21 protein-coding genes are annotated in these 22423 nt (G+C 68.3%); 14 read left to right on the top strand and 7 right to left on the bottom strand.

Features of this window, described 5'->3' with window-relative positions:
- Window positions 1–20 precede the first annotated feature (20 nt).
- From ruvA to ACWF4Z_RS29625, 9 genes are all read left to right on the top strand, one after another.
- Window positions 21–623, top strand: coding sequence for a Holliday junction branch migration protein RuvA (gene ruvA, locus ACWF4Z_RS29665; protein WP_452246452.1), 603 nt, complete (start codon window positions 21–23; stop codon window positions 621–623).
- Between the two features lie 3 nt (window positions 624–626).
- Window positions 627–1673, top strand: coding sequence for a Holliday junction branch migration DNA helicase RuvB (ruvB, locus tag ACWF4Z_RS29660; RefSeq protein ID WP_452246451.1), 1047 nt, complete (start codon window positions 627–629; stop codon window positions 1671–1673).
- 244 nt (window positions 1674–1917) lie between these two features.
- The gene (gene yajC / locus ACWF4Z_RS29655; RefSeq protein WP_452246450.1) at window positions 1918–2358 is read left to right on the top strand and encodes a preprotein translocase subunit YajC; all 441 of its coding nucleotides are present in this window, start codon (window positions 1918–1920) and stop codon (window positions 2356–2358) included.
- 100 nt (window positions 2359–2458) lie between these two features.
- Window positions 2459–4237 carry a protein translocase subunit SecD gene (gene secD / locus ACWF4Z_RS29650; protein WP_452246449.1) on the top strand — a complete coding sequence of 593 codons (1779 nt, stop codon included), beginning with the start codon at window positions 2459–2461 and terminating at the stop codon, window positions 4235–4237.
- A complete protein-coding gene (secF, locus tag ACWF4Z_RS29645) occupies window positions 4237–5415 on the top strand; it encodes a protein translocase subunit SecF (protein ID WP_452246448.1) in 1179 nt (392 codons plus the stop codon). Before secD ends, secF begins: the two co-directional genes overlap by 1 nt.
- Window positions 5415–5954 carry an adenine phosphoribosyltransferase gene (locus tag ACWF4Z_RS29640; protein WP_452246447.1) on the top strand — a complete coding sequence of 180 codons (540 nt, stop codon included), beginning with the start codon at window positions 5415–5417 and terminating at the stop codon, window positions 5952–5954. Before secF ends, ACWF4Z_RS29640 begins: the two co-directional genes overlap by 1 nt.
- Window positions 5955–6086: 132 nt before the next feature.
- Window positions 6087–8465, top strand: a complete 2379-nt coding sequence (locus ACWF4Z_RS29635) for a RelA/SpoT family protein (RefSeq protein WP_452246446.1) — start codon at window positions 6087–6089, stop codon at window positions 8463–8465.
- A 7-nt stretch (window positions 8466–8472) separates the two neighbouring features.
- Window positions 8473–8949 (top strand): hypothetical protein, encoded by a 477-nt coding sequence (locus ACWF4Z_RS29630; protein WP_452246445.1) that lies wholly within the window; start codon window positions 8473–8475, stop codon window positions 8947–8949.
- A gap of 241 nt (window positions 8950–9190) precedes the next feature.
- Entirely contained in the window at window positions 9191–9904 is a 714-nt protein-coding gene (locus tag ACWF4Z_RS29625) for a hypothetical protein (RefSeq protein WP_452246444.1), read from the top strand.
- An 8-nt stretch (window positions 9905–9912) separates the two neighbouring features.
- On the opposite strand, the gene ACWF4Z_RS29620 is transcribed toward ACWF4Z_RS29625, so the two are convergent.
- Entirely contained in the window at window positions 9913–10806 is an 894-nt protein-coding gene (locus tag ACWF4Z_RS29620; protein ID WP_452246443.1) for a hypothetical protein, read from the bottom strand.
- A 213-nt stretch (window positions 10807–11019) separates the two neighbouring features.
- Here ACWF4Z_RS29620 and ACWF4Z_RS29615 point away from each other — a divergent pair, with 213 nt between their 5' ends.
- A complete protein-coding gene (locus ACWF4Z_RS29615) occupies window positions 11020–11601 on the top strand; it encodes a papain-like cysteine protease family protein (protein ID WP_452246442.1) in 582 nt (193 codons plus the stop codon).
- 1 nt (window position 11602) lies between these two features.
- Complete coding sequence (locus ACWF4Z_RS29610; protein ID WP_452246441.1) at window positions 11603–12331, top strand: hypothetical protein; 729 nt, start codon at window positions 11603–11605, stop codon at window positions 12329–12331.
- A gap of 58 nt (window positions 12332–12389) precedes the next feature.
- On the opposite strand, the gene ACWF4Z_RS29605 is transcribed toward ACWF4Z_RS29610, so the two are convergent.
- From ACWF4Z_RS29605 to ACWF4Z_RS29595, 3 genes are all read right to left on the bottom strand, one after another.
- A complete protein-coding gene (locus tag ACWF4Z_RS29605) occupies window positions 12390–13316 on the bottom strand; it encodes an aldo/keto reductase (protein WP_452246440.1) in 927 nt (308 codons plus the stop codon).
- 69 nt (window positions 13317–13385) lie between these two features.
- A complete protein-coding gene (locus tag ACWF4Z_RS29600) occupies window positions 13386–14246 on the bottom strand; it encodes a hypothetical protein (RefSeq protein WP_452246439.1) in 861 nt (286 codons plus the stop codon).
- Window positions 14247–14772: 526 nt separating this feature from the next.
- Window positions 14773–15999 (bottom strand): DUF349 domain-containing protein, encoded by a 1227-nt coding sequence (locus ACWF4Z_RS29595; protein ID WP_452246438.1) that lies wholly within the window; start codon window positions 15997–15999, stop codon window positions 14773–14775.
- A 399-nt stretch (window positions 16000–16398) separates the two neighbouring features.
- On the opposite strand from ACWF4Z_RS29595, the gene ACWF4Z_RS29590 reads away from it, so the two are divergent.
- Genes ACWF4Z_RS29590 through aspS form a run of 3 tightly spaced genes read left to right on the top strand, consistent with a single transcriptional unit; the run spans window position 16399 to window position 20194 of the window.
- Window positions 16399–17088, top strand: coding sequence for an MBL fold metallo-hydrolase (locus ACWF4Z_RS29590; protein ID WP_452246437.1), 690 nt, complete (start codon window positions 16399–16401; stop codon window positions 17086–17088).
- Window positions 17085–18416, top strand: a complete 1332-nt coding sequence (hisS, locus tag ACWF4Z_RS29585) for a histidine--tRNA ligase (RefSeq protein WP_452246436.1) — start codon at window positions 17085–17087, stop codon at window positions 18414–18416. The genes ACWF4Z_RS29590 and hisS overlap by 4 nt, the downstream gene beginning before the upstream one ends.
- Complete coding sequence (gene aspS / locus ACWF4Z_RS29580) at window positions 18413–20194, top strand: aspartate--tRNA ligase (RefSeq protein WP_452246435.1); 1782 nt, start codon at window positions 18413–18415, stop codon at window positions 20192–20194. The genes hisS and aspS overlap by 4 nt, the downstream gene beginning before the upstream one ends.
- 22 nt (window positions 20195–20216) lie before the next feature.
- Here the strand turns inward: aspS and ACWF4Z_RS29575 are convergent, their stop codons facing one another.
- Genes ACWF4Z_RS29575 through ACWF4Z_RS29565 form a run of 3 tightly spaced genes read right to left on the bottom strand, consistent with a single transcriptional unit; the run spans window position 20217 to window position 22337 of the window.
- Window positions 20217–21035: a hypothetical protein gene (locus ACWF4Z_RS29575; protein WP_452246434.1), complete on the bottom strand. Its 819-nt coding sequence runs from the start codon at window positions 21033–21035 to the stop codon at window positions 20217–20219.
- Window positions 21032–21619: an RNA polymerase sigma factor gene (locus ACWF4Z_RS29570; protein WP_452246433.1), complete on the bottom strand. Its 588-nt coding sequence runs from the start codon at window positions 21617–21619 to the stop codon at window positions 21032–21034. The genes ACWF4Z_RS29575 and ACWF4Z_RS29570 overlap by 4 nt, the downstream gene beginning before the upstream one ends.
- A 46-nt stretch (window positions 21620–21665) precedes the next feature.
- A complete protein-coding gene (locus ACWF4Z_RS29565) occupies window positions 21666–22337 on the bottom strand; it encodes a class I SAM-dependent methyltransferase (protein ID WP_452246432.1) in 672 nt (223 codons plus the stop codon).
- Between the last annotated feature and the right edge of the window lie 86 nt (window positions 22338–22423).

Here is a 22423-nt window from a genome sequence, read left to right as displayed (position 1 = left end):
AGCAGGCGTGGAGGTTGGCGATGATCGCCTATGTACGGGGGCCTGTGGCGGCCATCGGAGTGGACTGTGCCGTCATCGAGGTCGGGGGAGTAGGCCTGCAGGTCTTCTGCCATCCCGGCACGCTGGCCGGGCTGCGGCCGGGGCAGGAAGCCCGGGTCGCGACGTCGATGGTGGTCCGCGAGGACTCACTCACGCTGTACGGGTTCTCCGACGACGACGAGAAGGACCTGTTCGAGCTCCTGCAGACGGCGTCCGGAGTCGGGCCGAAGCTTGCCCAGGCCGCGCTCGCCGTGCTGAGTCCGGACCAGCTCCGGCAGGCCGTCGCGACCGAAAACCTGGCCGTCCTGGTGAAGGTGCCCGGTATCGGCAAGAAGGGCGCGCAGCGGATCGTGCTCGAGCTGAAGGACAAGATCGGTGCGCCGTCGAAGACCGTGACCGGTCGCCCGCTGCTGGCCTCGGACGCCTGGCGCGAGCAGGTGCACGCCGGCCTTGTCGGGCTCGGCTGGTCGGCTCGTGACGCGGACGACGCCGTCACCGCGGTCTCGCCGCTGGCAGCCGACGACGAAAATCCGTCCGTTCCAGACCTGCTGCGCGCCGCGTTGCGCGCGCTGTCGAAGGCGTAAGGGATGGAAGACAACGTCCGGCCGCTGGTCTCCGCGGACGCGGTGGATCTCGAGGAACGCAAGATCGAGTCCGCGCTCCGGCCACGCACGCTGGCCGAGTTCGGTGGTCAGCGCCGGGTGAGCGAGCAGCTCCAGCTCGTCCTGCACGCCGCCCGCGGCCGCAACCGGGCGCCGGACCACGTCCTGCTGTCCGGTCCGCCCGGGCTCGGCAAGACCACGCTGGCGATGATCATCGCCGCCGAGTTGTCCGCGCCGCTCCGGATCACCAGCGGCCCGGCGATCCAGCACGCCGGCGACCTGGCCGCGATCCTGTCCGGGCTGAGCGAAGGCGAAGTGCTGTTCCTGGACGAGATCCACCGGATGTCCCGGCCGGCCGAAGAGCTGCTGTACATGGCGATGGAGGACTTCCGGGTCGACGTGATCGTCGGCAAGGGGCCGGGCGCGACGGCGATCCCGCTCGAGATTCCGCCGTTCACGCTGGTCGGCGCGACCACTCGGGCCGGGTTGCTGCCGGGGCCGCTGCGGGACCGGTTCGGGTTCACCGGCCACCTGGAGTTCTACGAGGCCGCCGAGCTGGAGAAGATCGTGAACCGATCGGCCGCGCTGCTGGAGGTCGACATCACGCCCGAGGGGGCGGCGGAGATCGCGTCCAGGTCCCGCGGGACACCCCGGATCGCGAACCGGCTGCTCCGCCGCGTCCGTGACTACGCGGAGGTGCGGGCCGACGGCATCGTCACGCTCGCGCTGGCCAAGGCGGCCCTGGAGCTGTACGAGGTGGACAAGATGGGCCTGGACCGGCTCGACCGGTCCGTTCTGGACGCTTTGTGCCGCCGTTTCGGCGGTGGACCGGTAGGTCTTTCCACCTTGGCCGTTGCGGTCGGCGAAGAACGTGAGACCGTGGAGGAAGTGGCCGAGCCGTTCCTGGTCCGGTCCGGGTATCTGGCCCGTACGCCGCGCGGCCGCGTCGCCACGCCGGCGGCCTGGCGGCACATCGGGCTCAAGGTCCCGAAGGGTGCAACCTTCGCGGACACGTTGTTCGACGATGAATAGAAGAGAGTGGAGACAGCCTTCCTGAGTGTCGATACGGCCTTCCTGGGAACGTCCGAGTTCGCCGGAACGTAGACACTGCGTACCGAGTAACTCAAACGTGACCCCGTGTCATGAGGCACTTGTTGCCGCTCAGGGTTAGACTCCCCGGTGGCCTGACCTCAGGCCACTTCCGGTGCGACCTGCGCGCTTGAGCAGAGCGTGCCGGACGCCCGTACTCCCGATCGACAAAGGATTTTGAGACCCGATGCAACTCCTCGCAGTACCTTTGGCCTCTTCCGGGGGCGGCTCCGGCTTCACGTTGCTGCTGCCACTGATCCTGATCGTCGGGATGATCTGGTTCATGAGCCGGACGCAGAAAAAGCAGCGTCAGCGGCAGGCAGACACCGTCGCCGCGCTTGCTCCGGGTAGCAAGGTGATCACCACCAGCGGCCTGGTCGGCATCGTCGAGGAGACCGACGACGAGTACGTGACGCTGGAGATCTCCGAGGGCGTGCTGGTGCAGGTCGTCAAGGGAGCGATCGGGCGGGTCGTCCCGGACGAGGACGCGGACGCGGTCGAGGAGCCGGTCGAGGCCGAGCCGGTCGCGGAAGAGTCCGGCAAGGACCCGGTCGACGTACCGGACGCAGGCAAGACCGGCAAGGTGCAGGACAAGCCGAGCCTGCCGCCGACGCACACCGAGAACTGATTTTCCGTCCCAACGGCCTGCGGCGTGGCGCCCACCCTGACGACTTGTCACGGTCATCCGGCGATGCGGCGCGCCCAGAAGCACAAAGGTTGAATCTGACGTGGCAACGACGACGACATCACGCCCCGGGCGGAACCTGATCGTCTTGGTGGTCATCGTGATCCTGCTGTTCGGGACCATGGCGCTGACCAAGACCTGGAAGCCCAAGCTCGGCCTCGATCTGCGCGGTGGTACCACCATCACGCTGACCGCCCAGACGCTGGACGGCAAAGGCACGGTGACAGCCGACCAGCTGCAAGAGGCGAAGGCCATCATCGACCGGCGCGTCAACGGCGCGGGTGTCGCGGAGTCGGAGATCACCACCTCCGGGTCGAACCACATCAACGTGGCCGTCCCCGGTGCCACCAAGGAGTCGTTGGTCCAGCAGGTCGGCCAGACGGCGCTGCTGTACTTCCGGATCGTGCTGGCCCAGGACTCGGCGGCACCGGCGCCGACGCCGACACCCACGCCGTCGGGTACGCCGAGCGCGACGCCGAAGCCGAGCACCACGCCGAAGCCCAGTGCGAGCGCCACCATCAAGCCGTCGACGTCGACCACGCCGAACGGCCGGGCCTGGACCAGCGCCCTGGGCAAGGCCGGCGCGGCCGCCACCCCGACCCCGACGCCGACTGCGCCGAAGTCGAGCACGACCCCGAAGGCGAGTACGACGCCGAGCACTCCGGCGGCAACCCCGTCGACTCCGGCGGCCAAGCCCGGCGACCCGTTGACCTACACCCCGGACGCGGCCACGCAGGCGGCGTTCGCGGCGTACAAGTGCGACGCCAAGCAGCAGGACAACCCGGACCTGCCGCTCTTCTCGTGCGACCAGACCAAGCAGGTCAAGTACCTGCTCGGTCCGGCGATCATGAAGGGTCAGGACCTGTCGGACGCCTCCGCCGGCATCCCGCAGAACGGGATCCAGTGGCAGGTCAACCTGAAGTTCACCGGCGAGGGCGGGAACAAGTTCCTCGCCGCGACCACGAACCTCTCCCAGCGCGGCCAGGGCGCGAACCAGTTCGCGATCGTGCTGGACGGTACGACGATCTCGGCCCCGAGCGTGGAGAACCCGATCCCGGGTGGCCAGGCGCAGATCACCGGATCGTTCACCGAGGCCGAGGCGCGCGACCTGGCCAACGTGCTCAAGTACGGTGCGCTGCCGGTCAAGTTCGACATCTCCACGGTCGACACGGTCTCGGCACAGCTCGGTGGGGAGCAGCTGTCGGCCGGGATCTGGGCCGGTCTGGCCGGTCTGGCGCTCGTCGTGATCTTCTGCTTCCTCTACTACCGCGGTCTGGGGATCGTGGTGGTCGCCTCGCTGGCGGTCGCCGGCGTGCTGACCGGCTCACTCGTGATCCTGCTCGGTAAATCGATCGGGTTCACGCTGTCGCTGGCCGGCATCGCGGGTCTGATCGTCGCGGTCGGTATCACCGCCGACTCGTTCATCATCTACTTCGAACGACTACGCGACGAAGTGCGCGAGGGGCGCAGTCTGCGCTCCTCGGTCGAGACCGGCTGGGCTCGCGCCAAGCACACGATCATCGCCGCCGACTCGATCTCGCTGCTCGCCGCGGTCGTGCTCTACGTGCTGGCGGTCGGCAGCGTGAAGGGCTTCGCGTTCACGCTCGGTCTGACCACGCTGATCGACCTGGTCGTGGTCTTCCTGTTCACCAAGCCGATGGTCACCCTGCTGGCCCGGACCGACTTCTTCGGTCACGGCCACAAGCTGTCCGGTCTGGATCCGGAACATCTCGGCGTCGACCGGCTGCCCGGTCAGACGAAACCGTCGCTGCGGCCGCGGAAGACGCCGTCGACGCGCAAGCCGGTCGGAGGGGAGGTCTGATGTCGAAGCTCGGACAGATCGGTGCCAAGCTGCACCGCGGTGAGGTCTCCTACGACTTCATCGGTCATCGCAAGATCTGGTTCACCGTCTCCCTGGTGCTGGTGGCCGTGTCGCTGATCGGCCTGTTCACCCGTGGACTGGCCCTCGGAATCGAGTTCAAGGGCGGCAACGAGTACCAGGCGAAGGTCAAGGTCACCGACAGCACCGTCCAGGACTTCGGCAACGCCGTGAAGGCGACCAACGCCCAGGGCCTGGGCGACCCGGTCGTCACCACGATCAACGGCAACTCGGTGCGGGTGCAGACCAAGCCGCTGAGCCAGACCGACATCGCGAAGGTGAAGGACGCGGTCGCCAAGGAGGCCGGGATCCCGGTCGACCAGGTGACCACGTCGCAGATCGGCGCCTCCTGGGGTCAGCAGATCGCGGACAAGGCGTTGCTCGCGCTGCTGGTGTTCCTGGTCCTCGTGTTCGCGGTGATCTGGCTGTATTTCCGAGAAGCCAAGGGCTCGATCGCCGCGATCATCGCGCTGGTCCACGACGTCACGATCACGGTCGGTGTGTATGCGCTGATCGGGTTCGACGTGACGCCGGCGACGGTGATCGGCGTCCTGACCATCCTGGGTTACTCGCTCTACGACACGGTCGTGGTCTTCGACAAGATCCGGGAGAACACCCGCGGTATTACCGGCTCGAACCGGTACACCTACTCCGACGCGACCAACCTGGCCGTGAACCAGACCGTCGTACGGTCGATCAACACGACGGTCACGGCGTTGCTGCCGGTCGGTGCGATCCTCGTGGTCGGCACCTGGGTGCTGGGGACCGGGCCGCTGAAGGACCTGTCGCTGGCCCTGTTCGTCGGTATCGCGGTCGGTGCGTACTCGTCGATCTTCATCGCGCCCGCGCTGCTCGCGACGTTCAAGGAGCGCGAGCCGGGGATGAAGGCGCTGAACCGCCGGGTCACGGCCAAGAAGGCGCAGACGGCCGCCGCAGCGAACGGCGCCCCGGTGGCGGTCGCAACCGCGGGAGCGACGGCGCGTACCGCCGTACCGGACGCTCCGCGCAAGCAGGATCGACCAGCAGGTACGGCGCCGACACCGGCGGCTCGCCCGATGAAGGCGACCGGCTCCGGCCGGCCGCAGCCGTCGCGCAAGCCGCGGTCGAAGCGCGGTAAGTGATGCGGTCGCTGGAGCAGGTCCTCACCGAGGGCATCCGCGACATCCCCGATTACCCGCAGCCGGGGGTGGTGTTCAAGGACATCACCCCGCTGCTGGGTGATCACGGCGGCTTCGCCCAGGTGGTCGAGGCGTTGGCCGCGGCCGGGCGCGACGCCGACGGGACCCCGGTGGTCGACAAGGTGGTCGGGATCGAGGCGCGCGGGTTCATCCTGGCCGCTCCGGTCGCGCTCGCCCTCGGCGCCGGGTTCGTGCCGGTGCGGAAGAAGGGGAAGCTGCCGGCTCCGACGTACGAGGAGTCGTATGCGCTGGAGTACGGCGAGGCGACCATCGAGGTGCACCAGGACGCGTTCACGGCCGGGGAGCGGGTGCTCGTGATCGACGACGTGCTCGCCACCGGCGGGACGGTCGAGGCGTGTCTGCGGCTGATCCGCCGCTGTGGCGCCGAGGTCGTCGGTACGGCGGTCCTGCTCGAGCTCTCGTTCCTCCCGGGCCGCAAACGGCTCGCGGACGAGCACCTGACCTCGCTCGTGACGGTCTGAAATCGGGCAAACTCTGGGTGAGCGCCGGATGACCCGGCGTGTTGTCCACAGGGTGTTTCCGCCTCGTTGGCCGGTGCCCCCTAGACTGGGGGCCTGTCGGCGGAGGGACACAACGTGGGCGAAGACCCGGCGATGACATCAGCGGTGCCGAACGTGGTTCCGCAGGAGCCTCCGCGCGCGCCCGCACCGGTGCGCCCGGCGCCCGTGTCACCGCCTGCCTCCCAGCAGCCGCCACGGATCGCCCCGGCGCCCGCCCGGGTCCGGGCCCGGCTGGCTCGCCTCGGTGGCACCCGCCATCCGAACCGGGCGCCGATGCTGGAGCCGCTGTTCCGGGTCGTCCGCGCGACGCACCCCAAGGCCGACCTGGCGATGATCGAGCGCGCCTACCGGACCGCGGAGAAATACCACACCGGACAGCTCCGCAAGAGCGGCGACGCGTACATCACGCACCCGCTCGCGGTCGCCACCATCCTGGCCGAGCTCGGTATGACCGCGCCGACCCTGTGCGCCGCTGTACTGCACGACACGGTCGAGGACACGCCGTACACGGTGGAAGAGCTGACCCGCGACTTCGGCGAAGAGATCGCCATGCTGGTCGACGGCGTCACGAAGCTGGACAAGGTCAAGTACGGCGAGTCCGCCCAGGCCGAGACGATCCGCAAGATGGTCGTCGCGATGGCCAAGGACATCCGGGTGCTGGTGATCAAGCTCGCCGACCGGCTGCACAACATGCGCACGCTGGGGTTCCTGCGGCAGGAGAAGCAGGAGCGGATCGCCCGCGAGACGCTGGAGATCTACGCACCCCTGGCCCACCGGCTCGGTATGAACACGATCAAGTGGGAGCTCGAGGACCTGTCGTTCTCGACCCTGCACCCGAAGGTGTACGACGAGATCGTCCGGCTGGTCGCCGAGCGCGCGCCGTCCCGCGACGAGTACCTGGCCTCGGTCATCGACCAGGTGCACGAGGACCTGCGTGCCGCCAAGGTGAAGGCGACCGTCACCGGCCGGCCGAAGCACTACTACTCGATCTACCAGAAGATGATCGTGCGCGGCCGCGAGTTCGGCGACATCTACGACCTGGTCGGGATTCGCGTGCTGGTCGAGTCTGTCCGGGACTGCTACGCCGCGCTGGGCATCCTGCACGCGCGGTGGAATCCGGTCCCCGGCCGGTTCAAGGACTACATCGCGATGCCGAAGTTCAACATGTACCAGTCGCTGCACACCACGGTGATCGGCCCGCAGGGCAAGCCGGTGGAGCTGCAGATCCGGTCGTTCTCCATGCACCGCCGGGCCGAGTACGGTATCGCCGCGCACTGGAAGTACAAGGAAGACCCGACGACGGCCGCCCCGGACGCCTCGGGCGCGCCCACCACCGAGATCGGCGGGCCGAACGAGATGCCCTGGGTGCGGCAGCTCGTCGACTGGCAGCGGGAGACCTCCGACCCGTCGGAGTTCCTCGACTCGTTGCGGTTCGAGATCAACAACTCCGAGGTCTACGTCTTCACCCCGCGCGGCGACGTGATGTCGCTGCCGACGGGATCGTCGCCGGTCGACTTCGCCTATGCCATCCACACAGAGGTCGGGCACCGCTGTATCGGTGCCCGGGTCAACGGCCGGCTCGTGCCGCTCGAGAGCACGCTGGAGAACGGCGACGTCGTCGAGGTGTTCACCTCGAAGGCGCAGGGCGCGGGACCGTCGCGGGACTGGCTCACGTTCGTCAAGAGCCCCCGCGCGCGGAACAAGATCAAGCACTGGTTCTCCAAGGAGCGCCGCGACGAGGCGATCGAGCACGGCAAGGACGCCATCGCCAAGCAGCTCCGCAAGGAGGGCCTGCCGCTACAGCGCCTGCTCTCCCACGAGACGCTGACCGCGGTCGCCAACTCGCTGCGTTACCCGGACGTCACCGGCCTGTATGCCGCTGTCGGCGAGAGTCACGTGTCCGCACAGGCCGTCGTACGGCGTCTGATCGAGACGTACGGCGGTGAAGAGGGCGCGGCCGAGGATCTCGCCGAGGGCGTCCACCTGCCGGCGACGCGTGAACGGCGCAAACGGACGGCGCGCGGCGATGCCGGTGTGATCGTCAAGGGTGCGACGGACGTGCTCTCCAAGCTGGCCCGGTGCTGTACGCCGGTGCCCGGTGACGAGATCATCGGCTGGGTCACCCGTGGTGCGGGCGTCTCGGTGCACCGGGCCGACTGCGCGAACGTGGAGAACCTGCAGACCCAGCCGGAGCGGATCGTCGAGGTCGAGTGGGCGCCGACGGCTCAGTCGGTGTTCCTGGTCGCGATTCAGGTCGAGGCGCTGGACCGGGCCCGGTTGCTGTCGGACATCACGCGAGTGCTGTCGGACTACCACGTGAACATCCTGTCCGCGGCGCTGACCACGACGCGCGACCGGATCGCCAAGTCGCGTTTCACCTTCGAAATGGGCGATCCGACGCATCTGGGTCACGTACTCAAGGCGGTTCGGTCGGTCGAGGGCGTCTTCGACGTGTACCGCGTGACGCAGTAACACCTCGATGGGCAACTCCTTCGGCGGTTCGGATGACGGGCCGCGGTTGAGGTTGTCCAACGGGGCGTCGACCGTGTTCCTCGACGTACTGGCGTTGGCGGCCTGTGAGCTGGCGGGGTCATCGGATTTCGAGCGCGGGTTTGCGTTGATGCTGTGCAACGCGCGGATCGGGCTGGGGAATGAGAGTTTCGACCTGGATGAGTTGCCGTGGTCCTCGGAGCCGGCGGCCGAGCGAGCGTTCGTGGTGCGGGTGGTCGAGTTGGCGCGGTCGCATTTCCGCTGGGGGATGCTCGGGTACGAGCCGCCGTACGCGGAGTCGTATCTGAGCGAGTATGCGGAGCTGGTGCGGGGGTACTCGCCGCCTCGGGATGCTGTTGCCGTGACTGGGTTGTGGGATCCGAGTCCGGGGGTGGCGTCGTTCGCGCAGTGTCCTCGGCATGGGTTGTTCGTGGGGGATTACCCGGATTGCCGGCTGTGTTTGTGAGGGTTGGGACACTGCGGGCATGACTGGATTTGGTCGCCGCGGGGTCCTGATCGCCGGGGTCGGGGTGCTGGCAGGGTGCAGTGACTCGTCGTCTCAGGCTCCTTCGCCTTCGAGCGCTCCGCCGTCCAGCCCTCCGCCGTCCAGCAGTTCTCCTTCGGCCGGTAGTTCTCCTTCGGCCAGTTCTCCCTCTGCCAGTCCGCCGCCGGCTAGCACGCCGGCTCCTACGGTTGCGCTGCCGTCGGTGCGGAGCTGGGCGCCGGGTGCGGGCGAGATCCAGCCTGAGGTGAAGCGGCTGGCCGTGGCTGCCGTTGTGAAGCTGCTGCAGCCGGCTGGGACGAGGACTGCGGTTGAGGTGATCGACGCGCAGTACGGCGGCATTCTGACCGACTCAGCGAGTGTCCTGGTGCCGTGCCGGGTGTATACGATCAGCGGCGGCCGTGTCGTCACTGGCGGTACGACGGTCGACGTACGCCTCAGCCGGTCGGGTGGGACGTGGCGGGTGACGGCCACGCACCCCGCTCAGCCCGGTGCGGCGGCCGCGAGTGTGTCGGCTGCTGCACGTCAGGTGCTGGCGAGTGACCAGATCGCACTGCCACCAGCGTCGGCGGCTGACATCCGTTCGGGGCAGGTGCACGACAGCGTGCTCACCACGATGCTGGAGCTGGCCAAGACGTACCGCATCGGCGTCAGCGTGATCCGCTCCGGCCATCCACTGGACGTCTTCGGTACGGACCGGCCGAGCGACCACCCGCGCGGCCGCGCCTTCGACACCTGGCAGATCGACGGCCGCGCGGTCGTCGCCCCGACCACGCCGCGTTCGCTGGTCACGGCGTACATGCGCGCGGCCGAGTCTCTGGGCTCGTACAACGTCGGCGGCCCGGTCCAGCTCTCCGGTACGGCGTTCTTCTCCGACCAGACCCACCACGACCACGTCCACGCGGGCTTCCGTACTTAGCCCTTGGGTTAGTCCCACTCCCAAGAGATGCCGACCGTGCCCGGAGCCGCGGAAGGCTCGATGACGTGGACTCGGCCGTCGGGGGTGAGCATGAGTTCGCGCTTGTTGAGGTCGGGGCCGCTGGTGTGGCGGCGGCTGAAGCCGTGCACGCGCACCGGGAGCGCCGCTCGGTCGAACTGGACCTCGAGCACGTAATGCATGCCGCCCCACTCGCTGAACCGCTGGTAGTCGGTGGTCGGCAGACCGGTCCGGTCCTCGACCTCGTACTGGACGACCGCCGTCTCCCCAACGGCGAGCACCCGGTCGAGCAGCAGCTCTCCGAGCATCGCGCCGGCCTCGGCGGCCCGTGCGATCCGGCCGAGCCGGCAGCCGCTCGACGCGCGCAGGACGAGCTGATCGACATCGCATCCAGGCTCGCCTTGGTGGGCGATGATGAGGCGATCCACGGGCTGTACGGCGACCACGCTCTGGATCACGCGGCGCCGCTGGGCGCTGCGATCCACGCCGAGCCGGACCTCCTCCAGCACCGTGATCGTGCGGACGCGTCCGTGCGCGTCCCGCCGGAGGCGGTCGAGGAGCCGCGTCAATGCCTCGGCGTAGTCGACAACGGCGTACGGATGGGCGGCCGGCTCGGTCCGCGCGGGCGGGATCCGGACCGTGAGCCAGCCGGGTGGCACCTGCAGGAGCTGTTCGAGGGCGGTGACAATCGCCAGGGAGTCCTCGCGGGGGACCCGACGGCCGCTTTGCCAGGTGCTGAGCGTTGCGACGCCGACGTTCAGGCCACGCTCGGCCAGGTGGGTGCGGATCCGGTTCAGGGCCAGCCCGCGGCGCGCGATCGCCTGCCGCAGCGCCTCGGCGAACGACGCTTGCGGGGCTACCTCGGGAACTGAGGACTCGGTCATGGGGATTCGGTCATGGAGATTCGGTCATGGCGGCGGCTCCTTCGCGGAAGTGTAAACGTTCACAGCACTGCGTGGCACTGGCTCGTCACGGGCTGTTCACGCCGATCTGCTGTTCACACTGCGCCTCCGCGGGGATCCCGGGTTCTTGCCGCGTGCCCCCGTCGTACTGACGATGGGATCCGCCCACCCCCGCAGTACCTCGAAGGAGGACTCATGCGCAGGCTCCGCCCCCGCCGCTCATGGTCGTTGCTGATGGCAATGGTCATCGGCCTGGCCACGTTGGTGCCGCTCGCACCGCAGGCCACGGCCGCACCCGGTAGCTACTACCTCAGCGTCACCGGCCAGTCGCAGCAGAAGTCGAACTGGTGCTGGGCCGCGACCGGCAACAGCATTGCCGCGTTCTACGGTCGCACGTACTCGCAGAACCAGTTCTGCAACCTGGCCTTCGGCAACAGCCAGAACGCGACCTGCCCGAACAACCAGGCCACGCTGGCCAACGACCAGCAGGCGTTCCGGTCGATCGGGATCAGCGCCGGCAGCTATGTCTCCGGCACACTCAGCTTCAGCACGCTCGTCACGGAGATTGCTGCCGGACGCCCGGTGATGACGCGGATCGGTTGGTCGTCGGGTGGCGGTCACATGATGGACATCATCGGGTACGACTCCTCGGACTCCACGCTCGAGTACTACAACCCGTGGCCGGACGACCCGCGGTACAACTACTCGTCGTACAGCTGGTACCGGTCCAACTCGCAGTTCACCTGGACCCACTCGCTGTACCGGATCGGAGCCTGACATGCGCATCCTGCTTCGCGTCGCCGCCGTACTCGGTGCTGGTCTCGGTCTCACTTTCGCCGTCGCCGGCGCGGCCGGTGCCGCTTCGCCGCAGCCCGTGTCCCCGACTGAGTTGTCCAAGGCAACCACTTCCGCGAGATCGTCGGATGCCTTGCGATTGTTGGCGAAAGTCCCTGGTTCGGCCAAGGCCGCGGTCACAGTCTCGTCGGACGCGCGGCCGGTCTACGCGCTGAACCCGGCCTTCGTCCGGGACGCTTCGGTGCCGGTGGCAACCTTCTGGTACGCCGCAACCTCCGCCAGCAAAGGCGGTCAGGCGCTGACGATCTACACCACGCCCGATGCCGCCGGCGCGTGGCACGCAGTCAACGTCGCATCCGGCGACACCGAAGCCCGGATGAGTACGGCGGCTCGTGGCGCACTCGTCTTCACCGAGCCCCAGCTCGGCGCCTGGTACGCCCTGACCGGCACCGAGATCCGTCCACTCAACCCGTCCGCCGTGAAGTCCATCGGCAATGCACCCATCACTGTCTCGGCCTACCAGGACCTCGTTGCCAGCCGCTACTCGGACAAGCTGCCCGGTTCGCCGTACTCCGACAAAGGCATGGCCGGCGGTTATGACACCACCGCAGCTGTTTCTGGTGGTTCCTACAGTGACTTCGCCTACCCGGCCGCGGGCGCCGCCGGCCTCCTCATCCTCGTCTTCCTCTACCGCCGCCTGACCACCCGATAGAGACTCGGTCCGCCGTACCGAGCCCACCGGCCCCTCGCTCGGTACGGCGGAGCGACCGCTACGGCAGTGTGTGGCCTGCGGCGGTGAAGAGGCGGTACCACTCCTGACGGCTCAGGGTCACAGACATCGCGTCGGCGGCCTCCTGGACCCAGGCAGGGGTGGTGGTGCCGATGACGATCTGCAAACTGGCTGGGTGGCGAGCGATCCAGGCCAGCGCAATCCCGGTGGGGGTGGAGTTGTGGGTCTGCGCGAGTTCGTCGAGGACGTCGTTGAGCGCGGAGTAGTTCTCGCGGTCGCCGATGAAGACGCCGCCCGGTGCAGGCCGCTGCAACGAGCCCCACGTCTGGATGGTCATCTTCTTCAGCCGGCTGTAGTCGAGGATGCCCAGGTCGCGGTCGCCGGACTGGTCCAGTCGCATGATGTTGGCAGCCAGGCCCTGCGCCACGAGCGCCGCGTGCGCCAGGCTGAACTGGAGCTGGTTCGCGACCAGCGGTTGCCGGACAGAGGCGGCCAGAAGTTCGATCTGACCTGGCGTGAAGTTCGAGACGCCGAACGACGAGACCTTGCCGGCGGCGTGCAGGTCTTCGAAGGCGGCCGCGACCTCGTCCGGCTCCATCAGCGTGTCGGGGCGGTGCAGAAGGAGGACGTCGAGGTACTCGGTCCGCAGCGCCGCGAGCGACTGCTCGACACTCGAGACGATGTGTTCGCGGGAGAAGTCGAAGTATCCGGGCCGGATCCCGACCTTGGACTGAATCATCACCTGGTCCCGCTCGGACGCGGGGATCGGTTGCGCCTCGCCGTACCGCTGCTCGCAGCCGTGCGGCCCGCCGTAGATGTCCGCATGGTCGAACATCGTCACGCCCGCGTCGCGCGCCGTCCCGACGAGAGTCCGGACCTCCGCGTCACTCAGGTCCTTGATCCGCATCAGCCCGAGCACCACCCGCGACACGGTCGTCCCGCTCGCACCCAACGCAATCGTCGACACCAAGACCTCCCAGCTAGCTGACCTTGCTGGAACGTTATCCCAGCAGCTCGACCATCGCGCCGGCCGTCCTCACCACCGCCGCGGTAAGCGGGGCTCCTGACACGGAAAGGCCCCGACGGCGAGCTCCAACGCCGGATAAGACCCCCACAAGTCAGTCCGCCGCACGGAGATCACGTGCCACCCCAGCCCTTCCAACTCAATCCGCCGAGTCTCATCCCGCATCTCCTGCTTAACCGACGAATGCCATTGGTCACTGTCGTACTCAAGCCCCAACCTGCGCCCGTCGACCGGGCGGTCGGGATAACCGAGGTCCAGCCGGTAGACGCCGTTCGGCCCTTCCACCCGAACCTGCAGGTCAGGCCGTCCGAAGCCCGCGTCGAACAGTCGGAGCCGCAACCACGATTCCCCAGGTGAGGCGGCCCGTCCGTCTGCGAGCCGCAGAATCTGCGCCGCCTGTGAGCGGCTGTCCGCCGCGAAGCACCCAGCCGCGGCATCGTGCAAGTCCTGAGGTTTGACTGCTCGGCTGCGCAGTAGCCCATCCAATGTCGAGAGCGCGAACGGACGACTCAACTGCCGGGCGAGCTCGATCGCGGTCGCGGCCGGCGTGATGACCTTCAGACCAAGAACCTCAACCGTCGGCCGTTCCTCGTACGTCCACTCAGGACGAATCAGCTCGGCATTGAGAGCCGTGGTGTCAATCCCATGCAGCCACGCCGCCGCGCGCCCACTCACCACCCCGTCCGGCGGCACCACCAGCCGGAGTGCATCAGCCCGCAGTTGTGGTGAGTCGCGTACCCGGACGTCGACGTACACACCCTTCATGTACTCGCGAATCTCACCCCGCGCCAACAACCACTTGAGTTTGCGAGGCACCTGGCGCGGCGTGAAGGGAAGACCGCACCAGTAATACGGAAGATCAGCAGGAAACATCCCCAAAGAATGACCCAAACCCCCAACAAGCGTCAGAAGTTATCCACAGCCCCCTCCGGTGCCCGATCTGACGAGCGTCCCCAGGCCATCACAATCCGCCGATCCCAGGATTCCCAGGCGAGGGTCGTCCGCCGACGCACGATCGTGATGGCCTGGAGATCCGCGGCGGACGTGTGCCACTCACCAACCCTGGCCTCCGTGAGGCACCGCATGCTGTTCCGCCTGCCCGATGGCGGCGCAAGCACTCAACGGTCCGGTTGATGAGTGGCACAGGTCCGCACATCACGACAGCAGCTAGAAGGTTCGCGCGGTTGCGCTGCAACTCGCGCGGGGGCGCGGTCACTCCGACCCGCGTGCGGTAGTTCGCGCGATGAGCGTTAGGAGCGCGCGATAGCACGCACCGTTTGGATGGGTGGGAGCGGCGCGTAGCACGGCGACGGAGGAGTCGGGGGTAGCACCGCGTGGGTGGACCACATCCGCCCCTCTCCCAGCTTGTACCGGGTGGGTGGACCACACCCCCCGGGAACTAGCTGAAGTCGGTTAGGGCGTTTTGGGCTTGGGTTAGCCATTCTCGGCGGGCGGCTATGGCTTCGCGGGCTTCGGTGGCTTTGCGGGCGTTGCCTTGGGATTCGTGTTTTGCGGCCTGCTTTTCCAGGTCCGCGATGAGGGACTGGAGTTGTTTGACGGTGGCTTCGGCGCGGGCGCGGGCTTCGGGGTTGCTGCGGTTCCAGACCTCGTCCTCGGCGGACTTGACGGCTTGTTCTACCGCGCGGAGACGGCCGTCGATGGGGCGCATGGAGTCGCGCGGGATCTTGCCGATCTGGTCCCAGCGGTCCAGGAGGTCGCGGAGCTGGTCGCGGGCGGTCTTGGCGTCGCGGACCGGGAGGATGGCTTCGATCTCGACCAGCAGGGTTTCCTTGGCCTGCAGGTTCTCGATCTGCTCGGCATTTTCCTCGGCCTGGATCGCGTCGCGCGCGCCGAAGAAGGTGTCCTGCGCGGCCCGGAAGCGCGCCCACAGCTTGTCGTCGACGTCGCGCGGCGCGGGGCCGGCGGCCTTCCACTGCCGCATCAGGTCGCGGAACCGGCCGGAGGTCGGACCCCAGTCGGTGGAGGTCGTCAGCGTCTCCGCCTCGGCCGCGAGCCGCTCCTTCACCACCGCGGCCTCCTCACGCTTGGAGGAGAGCTCGGCGAAGTGCTGCTTGCGGTGTCGGGTGTACGTCGTACGCGCCGAGGAGAACCGATGCCACAGCTCGTCGTCGCTGGACTTGTCGAGCCGGGGGAGGGCCTTCCACTCGTCGAGCAGCTCACGCAGACGCGTCACACCGTGCCGCCAGTCGGTACCGGCGGCGATGGTCTCGGCCTCGATGGCGATCTTGGTCTTGGCTGCGCGGGCTTCCTCGACCTTCGCGGCACGCTCGGCCTTGCGCTTCTCACGCTGCTGGCTGACCAGGGGAGCGAGCGCTTCGAGCCGGGAGCGCAGTCCGTCGAGGTCGCCGACGGCTTGGGCTTCGTCGATCGAGCTGGTCACCTTCTTGACCGCAGCGCGCGCGTCGTCGGGGGAGACGGTGCCGGCCTGGACCCGCTGTTCCAGCAGCTCCACCTCGAACGCCAGCGCGTCATACCGGCGGGTGTAGAAGGCGAGGGCCTCCTCGGGGTTCGCGTCGGGCCACTGGCCGACCGCGCGCTCGCCGTCCTTGGTCCGTACGTAGACCGTTCCGTCCTCAGCTACCCGGCCCCAGCTCTCTCCGGCCACAACTCGCCCCTTCCGGCGGTATGTACTGCGCTCGTGCCCATTCTGGTCAGTCCCTGGTCCAACCGCTCGAACAGGGTCCCGACTGGGCGCGTCGGGCGCCAACCCAACGCTTATCCCTGAACAATCACAAACTCCCAGCCCAGGCGCAACGGTGTTGCGTCACAATCCGGTTCGAAGTGCGCGGCCGATGACCGGTAGCCTTAGTGGCTGACACCGAACATTCGTCGGCGTCTACGGCGCCCAGGCGGGCACCTCGCTGCGTGGAGAAGCAGCCACGATGAACACCGCATCGAGGCTCCTTCTCCGCCTTGCGATGCACCCACCTGGACACCGTAGTCACTCGACGCCTGTCCGGCGCCAGCCACTAGGTGGTCCGGAACTGTTTCAGGAAGGTCTGTCGTGCTCATCGCCGGGTTCCCCGCGGGTTCGTGGGGTACGAACTGCTACGTCGTCGCCACCGGCCAGGGCGCGGAATGCATCGTCGTCGACCCCGGCCAGGACGCGACCGCCGGCGTCGAGCAGGTGGTCCGTGAGAACAAGCTCAAGCCTGTCGCCGTGCTGCTCACGCACGGTCACATCGACCACATGTTCTCGGTCCTCCCCGTCTGCGGGACGTACGACGCGACCGCCTGGATCCACCCCGACGACCGGCACCTCCTCGCCGACCCGATGGCCGGCATCAGCGCGGAGACGGCCAGGATGCTGCTCGGCGGGAACCACGAGTTCGCCGAGCCGGACCACGTCGCCGAGCTCAAGGACGGCCTGAGCCTCGAGCTGGCCGGGTTGAACTTCACCGTCGACCACACCCCCGGCCACACCAGGGGATCGGTCACGTTCACGACGCCGTACGACGGACCCGAAGAGGTCCCCGCGGTGCTTTTCTCCGGTGACGTGTTGTTCGCCGGGTCGATCGGCCGGACGGATCTGCCTGGCGGCGATCATCCGGCCATGCTGCATACGTTGGCCACCAAGATCCTGCCGATGCGCGACGAAATTGTCGTCCTGCCGGGTCATGGTGGCCAGACGACGATCGGCCGGGAAAAGGCGACCAACCCCTACTTGCAGGACCTGGAGATTCAAGAGATATGAGCAAGGTGACCCCGCTCAGCGGGTTCCCGGAATTCCTGCCCAAGGACCGGATTGTCGAGCAGCGTTTTGTCGACGTGATCCGGGAGACGTTCGAGTTGCACGGATTCGCGTCGATCGAGACCCGCGCCGTGGAGCCGGTTGAGCGTCTGTCGAACCAGGGCGAGGACGCGGACAAAGAGATCTACGGCGTACGGCGGCTCGCGGCCGGAGCCGATGAGGACGCGGCACTCGGGTTGCACTTCGACCTGACCGTGCCGTTCGCCCGGTACGTGCTGGAGCACAGCGGCAAACTGGTCTTCCCGTTCCGCCGCTACCAGATCCAGAAGGTCTGGCGTGGTGAGCGCCCGCAGGAGGGTCGCTACCGCGAGTTCACCCAGGCCGACATCGACATCATCGACTCCGGCGACCTACCGAACCACTACGAGGTCGAGCTCCCGCTGGTGATCGCGGACGCACTGCGCAAGCTGCCGGTGCCCGAGTTCGTGATCAAGGTGAACAACCGCAAGATCCCTGAGGGCTTCTACCGCGGGCTCGGTCTGGACGACGTGACCACTGTGCTGCGGATCGTCGACAAGATCGACAAGATCGGTCCGGACAAGGTGGTCGAGCGGCTCATCGAGGCGGGCGCTACCGACAAGCAGGCGCGGCTGGCGGTGCAGCTGGCCGACATCTCCAGCCAGGACACGTCGTTCGTCGACGAGGTCCGAGCGCTGGGCGTCGAGCACCCGACGTTGGACGAGGGGCTCGAGCAGCTGAGCCAGGTGATGGCGGCGGCCGCCGAGCACGCTCCCGGCTTGCTGATGGCCGACCTCCGGATCGCCCGCGGCCTCGACTACTACACCGGCGCTGTCTACGAGATCTACCTGGTCGGCCAGGAGTCGTTCGGATCGGTCGGCGGTGGTGGGCGGTACGACGCGCTCGCCTCCGACGGCAAGACGACGTACCCGGGTGTTGGGATCTCGATCGGCGTATCCCGGCTCGTGCACCGCCTGGTCAGCCAGGGTCTGCTCACCGGCTCCCGTAGTACGCCGACTGCTGTGCTCGTGGCGTTGAACGCCGAGGAGGACCGCGCGGAGGCGATGCGTACGGCGGCAGCCCTGCGGCAGCGGGGGATTCCGGTCGAGGTGGCGCCGGCGGCGGCGAAGTTCGGCAAGCAGATCCGGTTCGCGGACCGGCGCGGGATTCCGTTCGTGCTCTTCAGCACCGAGAACGGCCCGGAGATGAAGGACATCCGCAGTGGCGAGCAGGTGCCCGCCGATCCGGCCACCTGGACACCACCGGCGGCCGACCTTCTACCCCAGATCGACACCCCTCAGGAGAACTCGTGATCCGTACCCATACCGCAGGCTCGTTGCGTGCCGAGGACGCCGGGCAGACCGTGATCCTGGCGGGCTGGGTGGCGCGGCGCCGTGACCACGGCGGCGTGGCGTTCCTCGACCTGCGCGACTCCAGCGGTACGGCGCAGGTCGTCATCCGCGACGAGGACGCGGCGCACGGCCTGCGCTCGGAGTACTGCCTGAAGGTCGTCGGCGAGGTCGCGCTCCGCCCGGAGGGCAACGCGAACCCGAACCTGCCGACCGGCGAGATCGAGGTGATCGCGACCGAGGTCGAGGTGCTGAACGAGGCGGCTCCGCTGCCGTTCCCGGTCGAGGAGCACCACGCGACCCCGGTGAACGAGGAGGTCCGGCTCAAGTACCGCTACCTGGACCTGCGCCGCCAGGGCCCGGGGGCAGCGCTCCGCCTGCGCAGCCAGGTGAACAAGTCGGCTCGCGACGTACTCGCGAAGCACGACTTCGTCGAGATCGAGACGCCGACGCTGACCCGGTCCACGCCCGAAGGCGCCCGCGACTTCCTGGTCCCGGCGCGCCTGCAGCCGGGATCGTGGTACGCGCTGCCGCAGTCGCCGCAGCTGTTCAAGCAGTTGCTGATGGTGGCCGGGATGGAGCGGTACTTCCAGATCGCCCGCTGTTACCGCGACGAGGACTTCCGCGCCGACCGGCAGCCGGAGTTCACCCAGCTCGACATCGAGATGAGCTTCGTCGACCAGGACGACATCATCGCGCTGTCCGAGGAGGTGCTGACCGCGCTCTGGAAGCTCGTCGGGTACGACGTTCAGACGCCGATTCCGCGGATGACGTACGCCGAAGCGATGGCGCGGTTCGGCAGCGACAAGCCGGACCTGCGGATGGGCCTCGAGCTGGTCGAGTGCACGGAGTACTTCAAGAACACGCCGTTCCGGGTGTTCCAGGCGCAGTACGTCGGTGCCGTGGTGATGCCCGGTGGTGCGGACCAGCCGCGCAAGCAGCTGGACGCGTGGCAGGACTGGGCCAAGCAGCGTGGCGCGAAGGGTCTTGCGTACGTGCTGGTCGGTCAGGACGGCGAGCTGGGTGGACCGGTCGCCAAGAACCTGTCCGAGGAGGAGCGCGCCGGGCTGGCCGACCACGTCGGTGCGAAGCCGGGCGACTGCATCTTCTTCGCCGCCGGCCCGGTGAAGTCGTCGCGGGCCTTGCTCGGTGCGGCCCGGCTGGAGATCGGCCGTCGCGGTGGGCTGATCGACGAGTCGACCTGGTCGTTCCTGTGGGTCATCGACGCGCCGCTGTTCGAGCCGGCCGACGAGGCCACCGCGGCGGGTGATGTCGCGGTCGGGTCCGGCGCGTGGACCGCCGTACACCATGCCTTCACGTCGCCGAAGCCGGACTCGCTGGCGACGTTCGACACCGATCCCGGGTCGGCGCTGGCGTACGCGTACGACATCGTCTGCAACGGCAACGAGATCGGTGGTGGGTCGATCCGTATCCACCGCGAGGACGTGCAGAAGCGGGTCTTCAAGGTGATGGGCCTGACCGACGAGGAGGCGACCGAGAAGTTCGGGTTCCTGCTCGACGCGTTCAAGTTCGGCGCGCCGCCGCACGGCGGGATCGCGTTCGGCTGGGACCGGATCACGGCGCTGCTGGCCGGCGCCGAGTCGATCCGCGACGTGATCGCGTTCCCGAAGTCCGGCGGCGGCTACGACCCGCTGACCGCGGCCCCGGCCCCGATCACCCCGGCCCAGCGCAAGGAAGCCGGCGTCGACGCCAAGCCGGAGCCGAAGGAGCCCAAGGCCTAGGCGGCCTCCTTCGGCCCGGGCGTCAGAGCACCTTGCCGTTGCGGTCCAGCGCACGGATCTCGACGGTCGCGTCGTCGCGCTTCAGGTTCGGCTGAAGCGCGGCGACGTACCCGGCCCGGTCGGGAACGGTCACGCTCGACCACGGTGACGCGCCGCCCTTCCAGGTCACCCGCAGCTCGACCCGCGCGACCTCCGGGATCGTCACGAACGCGTACTCCTCCAAGACTCCGTTCCCGACCTGGCCCTTGAGGTTGATCCCGACGATCGGGCTGGTTCGGCTGAGACCGGTCACGTCGGACCGATCCGGCTTGCTCGTCTTCAGCAGTTCGGTGTCGAGGCACAGGTACCACCCGTGGGTGGTGGTGAAGCTCTGGACCAGGCTGCGGGTCTTGCCCGGCGTACCGAACGACTTGATCCAGCGGATGTCGCGCAGGTCGGCCGTGTCCGCGTCGGCCGGCACGGATCGGTTGATCCCGCCGTCGATGCTTTGCTTGTTGGCCAGGCACTTCCGGGCCGCGGCTCGGGCGTCCGCGGCGCCGGCGGCGCCGAGGTCCATCGATCCCGGTGGCAGGTTCTTGGGCGACGGTTCGGCGATCACGCCATTGGGCTGGGTCGCGGTTGGCCCCGGCCCGGCTGGCGTGGGGGCGGGAGACGGGCTGCCTGGCCGGTCCAGGAGGACGGCCCCGACCGCGATGACCGCAATCCCGCAGGCCGCGGCGACCACCGGGACCCACTTCTTCGGGCGCAAGGCTTTGTAGGCGCCGCGGACCGCGGCGCGGCGGAGCTCCTCGGCGTACTCGGGATCGAGCTTCTCGACCGGAGGCGGCTTCAGCAGGTTCATCGGTTCTCCTCCAGCAGAGCGGGCAGACGGCGGCGTGCGCGGGACAGCCGCGCCTTGACGGTGCCTTCGGCAACACCCAGTACGGCGGCTGCCTCGGCGAGCGAAAGCTCGGCCCAATAGACGAGCTCGACGGTCTCGCGCTCGTGGGCCGGCAGGGCGGCCAGCGCAGCCCGAACGGCTCGGATGTGCTGCTCCGAGTCGACTCGCGCGGCTACTGCCTCGGCGTGGTCCGGGTGGTGCAGCGGCGCCGGTTGGCGGAGCAGGAACTGCGTCAGCCGCCTTCTGCCCCGGACGGTGTTGCGCAACTCGTTCCGCGCGATAGTGAGCAGCCAAGGCTTGGCGCTGCCGTGCTGGAGTGGTCCCGGATCAGACCGGCCGAACTGTCGCCACGCCGTCATGAACGTCGCTTGTACGGCGTCGTCCGCGTACGCGTAGGAGCCGGTGTGCCGGACCGCGTAGGCATGTACGGCGTCGGCGTACCGGCTGAAGAGCTCTCCGAGCGCCTCTGGCTCCTGCCGACGCAGCGCGTCCCACAGGTCGTCATCGGGCGCGGTCGGAGGTCTGTCCGCCCGACTCCAAGTCATGGTCATACCCTGCAGGGTCCGCACGGCTTCCCGAGGTTGCCGCGCGTCAGATCGGTTGGGCGCGCACCCAGGTCTGGTCCGGCGTGAGGTAGCCGGCGGGCCGCAGGCCGACCTCGGTCAGTTGGGCGGCCAACTGGTCCTCGGTGAGGTTCTGGGTGAGGATCCGCTGCGACCACGACTTGCCGTCGATGGTGTGCGTCACGGTGGCGGCCTGGCGGTTTCCGGGCAGCTCTTCGACGTCGGAGATGACGAAGCGTTGGTCGTTCCCCTCCCGGACCGACGGGCCGCGGAGCATCCCGGGGGTCTGCTGTTGCAGTACGACGGAACCGCCCGGCCGGACGTGGTAGGCGCAGGTCCGCAGCAGCCGTAGCCGTTCCTCGTCATCGGCGACGTTGATCAGGTACGACATCATCAGCACCACGTCGAATCGGCGTTCCAAGCGCAGGTCGCCGATCGTCGAGCAGATCGTCTCGGTCTCGGTGACGCGGGCGACCATGTCCGGCGACTCGTCGACCGCGACCACGGTGTGCCCGAGCGCGAGCAGCGGCCGGGTGATCCGGCCGGTGCCGCAGCCGAGCTCGAGAATGCTGCTGCCTGGCTCGATCGCGGCGTTGATCAGCTGGTCCTCACCGCGCACCGGCGTGACCTCGTAGAGTTCGATCGCACTGCCGTCCGGTGTGTGCGGTCCTGGCCCGGTCCCGCCTTGTCCGACTCTCATGACCGCAGGCAACACCTGGTAACCGACGGCCGCCAGACCTTCGGTTCACACCGAAAGATGCTGCCCACCCCCCGATGGAGTCCGCC

Source organism: Kribbella sp. NPDC055071, from assembly GCF_053608045.1.
The sequence above is the reverse complement of the archived record's forward strand: the minus strand, read 5'-3'. Positions and strand labels throughout refer to the sequence as shown.

Bases quoted from the DNA above. Each gene is read 5' to 3' on its own strand.
- ACWF4Z_RS29575 (WP_452246434.1), bottom strand. From the start codon at position 21,035: ATGAACCTGCTGAAGCCGCCTCCGGTCGAGAAGCTCGATCCCGAGTAC.
- ruvB (WP_452246451.1), top strand. From the start codon at position 627: ATGGAAGACAACGTCCGGCCGCTGGTCTCCGCGGACGCGGTGGATCTC.
- ACWF4Z_RS29615 (WP_452246442.1), top strand. From the start codon at position 11,020: ATGCGCAGGCTCCGCCCCCGCCGCTCATGGTCGTTGCTGATGGCAATG.
- ACWF4Z_RS29600 (WP_452246439.1), bottom strand. From the start codon at position 14,246: ATGTTTCCTGCTGATCTTCCGTATTACTGGTGCGGTCTTCCCTTCACG.
- ruvA (WP_452246452.1), top strand. From the start codon at position 21: ATGATCGCCTATGTACGGGGGCCTGTGGCGGCCATCGGAGTGGACTGT.
- ACWF4Z_RS29640 (WP_452246447.1), top strand. From the start codon at position 5,415: ATGCGGTCGCTGGAGCAGGTCCTCACCGAGGGCATCCGCGACATCCCC.
- ACWF4Z_RS29635 (WP_452246446.1), top strand. From the start codon at position 6,087: ATGACATCAGCGGTGCCGAACGTGGTTCCGCAGGAGCCTCCGCGCGCG.
- yajC (WP_452246450.1), top strand. From the start codon at position 1,918: ATGCAACTCCTCGCAGTACCTTTGGCCTCTTCCGGGGGCGGCTCCGGC.
- ACWF4Z_RS29565 (WP_452246432.1), bottom strand. From the start codon at position 22,337: ATGAGAGTCGGACAAGGCGGGACCGGGCCAGGACCGCACACACCGGAC.
- hisS (WP_452246436.1), top strand. From the start codon at position 17,085: ATGAGCAAGGTGACCCCGCTCAGCGGGTTCCCGGAATTCCTGCCCAAG.
- ACWF4Z_RS29610 (WP_452246441.1), top strand. From the start codon at position 11,603: ATGCGCATCCTGCTTCGCGTCGCCGCCGTACTCGGTGCTGGTCTCGGT.
- secF (WP_452246448.1), top strand. From the start codon at position 4,237: ATGTCGAAGCTCGGACAGATCGGTGCCAAGCTGCACCGCGGTGAGGTC.
- ACWF4Z_RS29570 (WP_452246433.1), bottom strand. From the start codon at position 21,619: ATGACTTGGAGTCGGGCGGACAGACCTCCGACCGCGCCCGATGACGAC.
- ACWF4Z_RS29620 (WP_452246443.1), bottom strand. From the start codon at position 10,806: ATGACCGAGTCCTCAGTTCCCGAGGTAGCCCCGCAAGCGTCGTTCGCC.
- ACWF4Z_RS29630 (WP_452246445.1), top strand. From the start codon at position 8,473: ATGGGCAACTCCTTCGGCGGTTCGGATGACGGGCCGCGGTTGAGGTTG.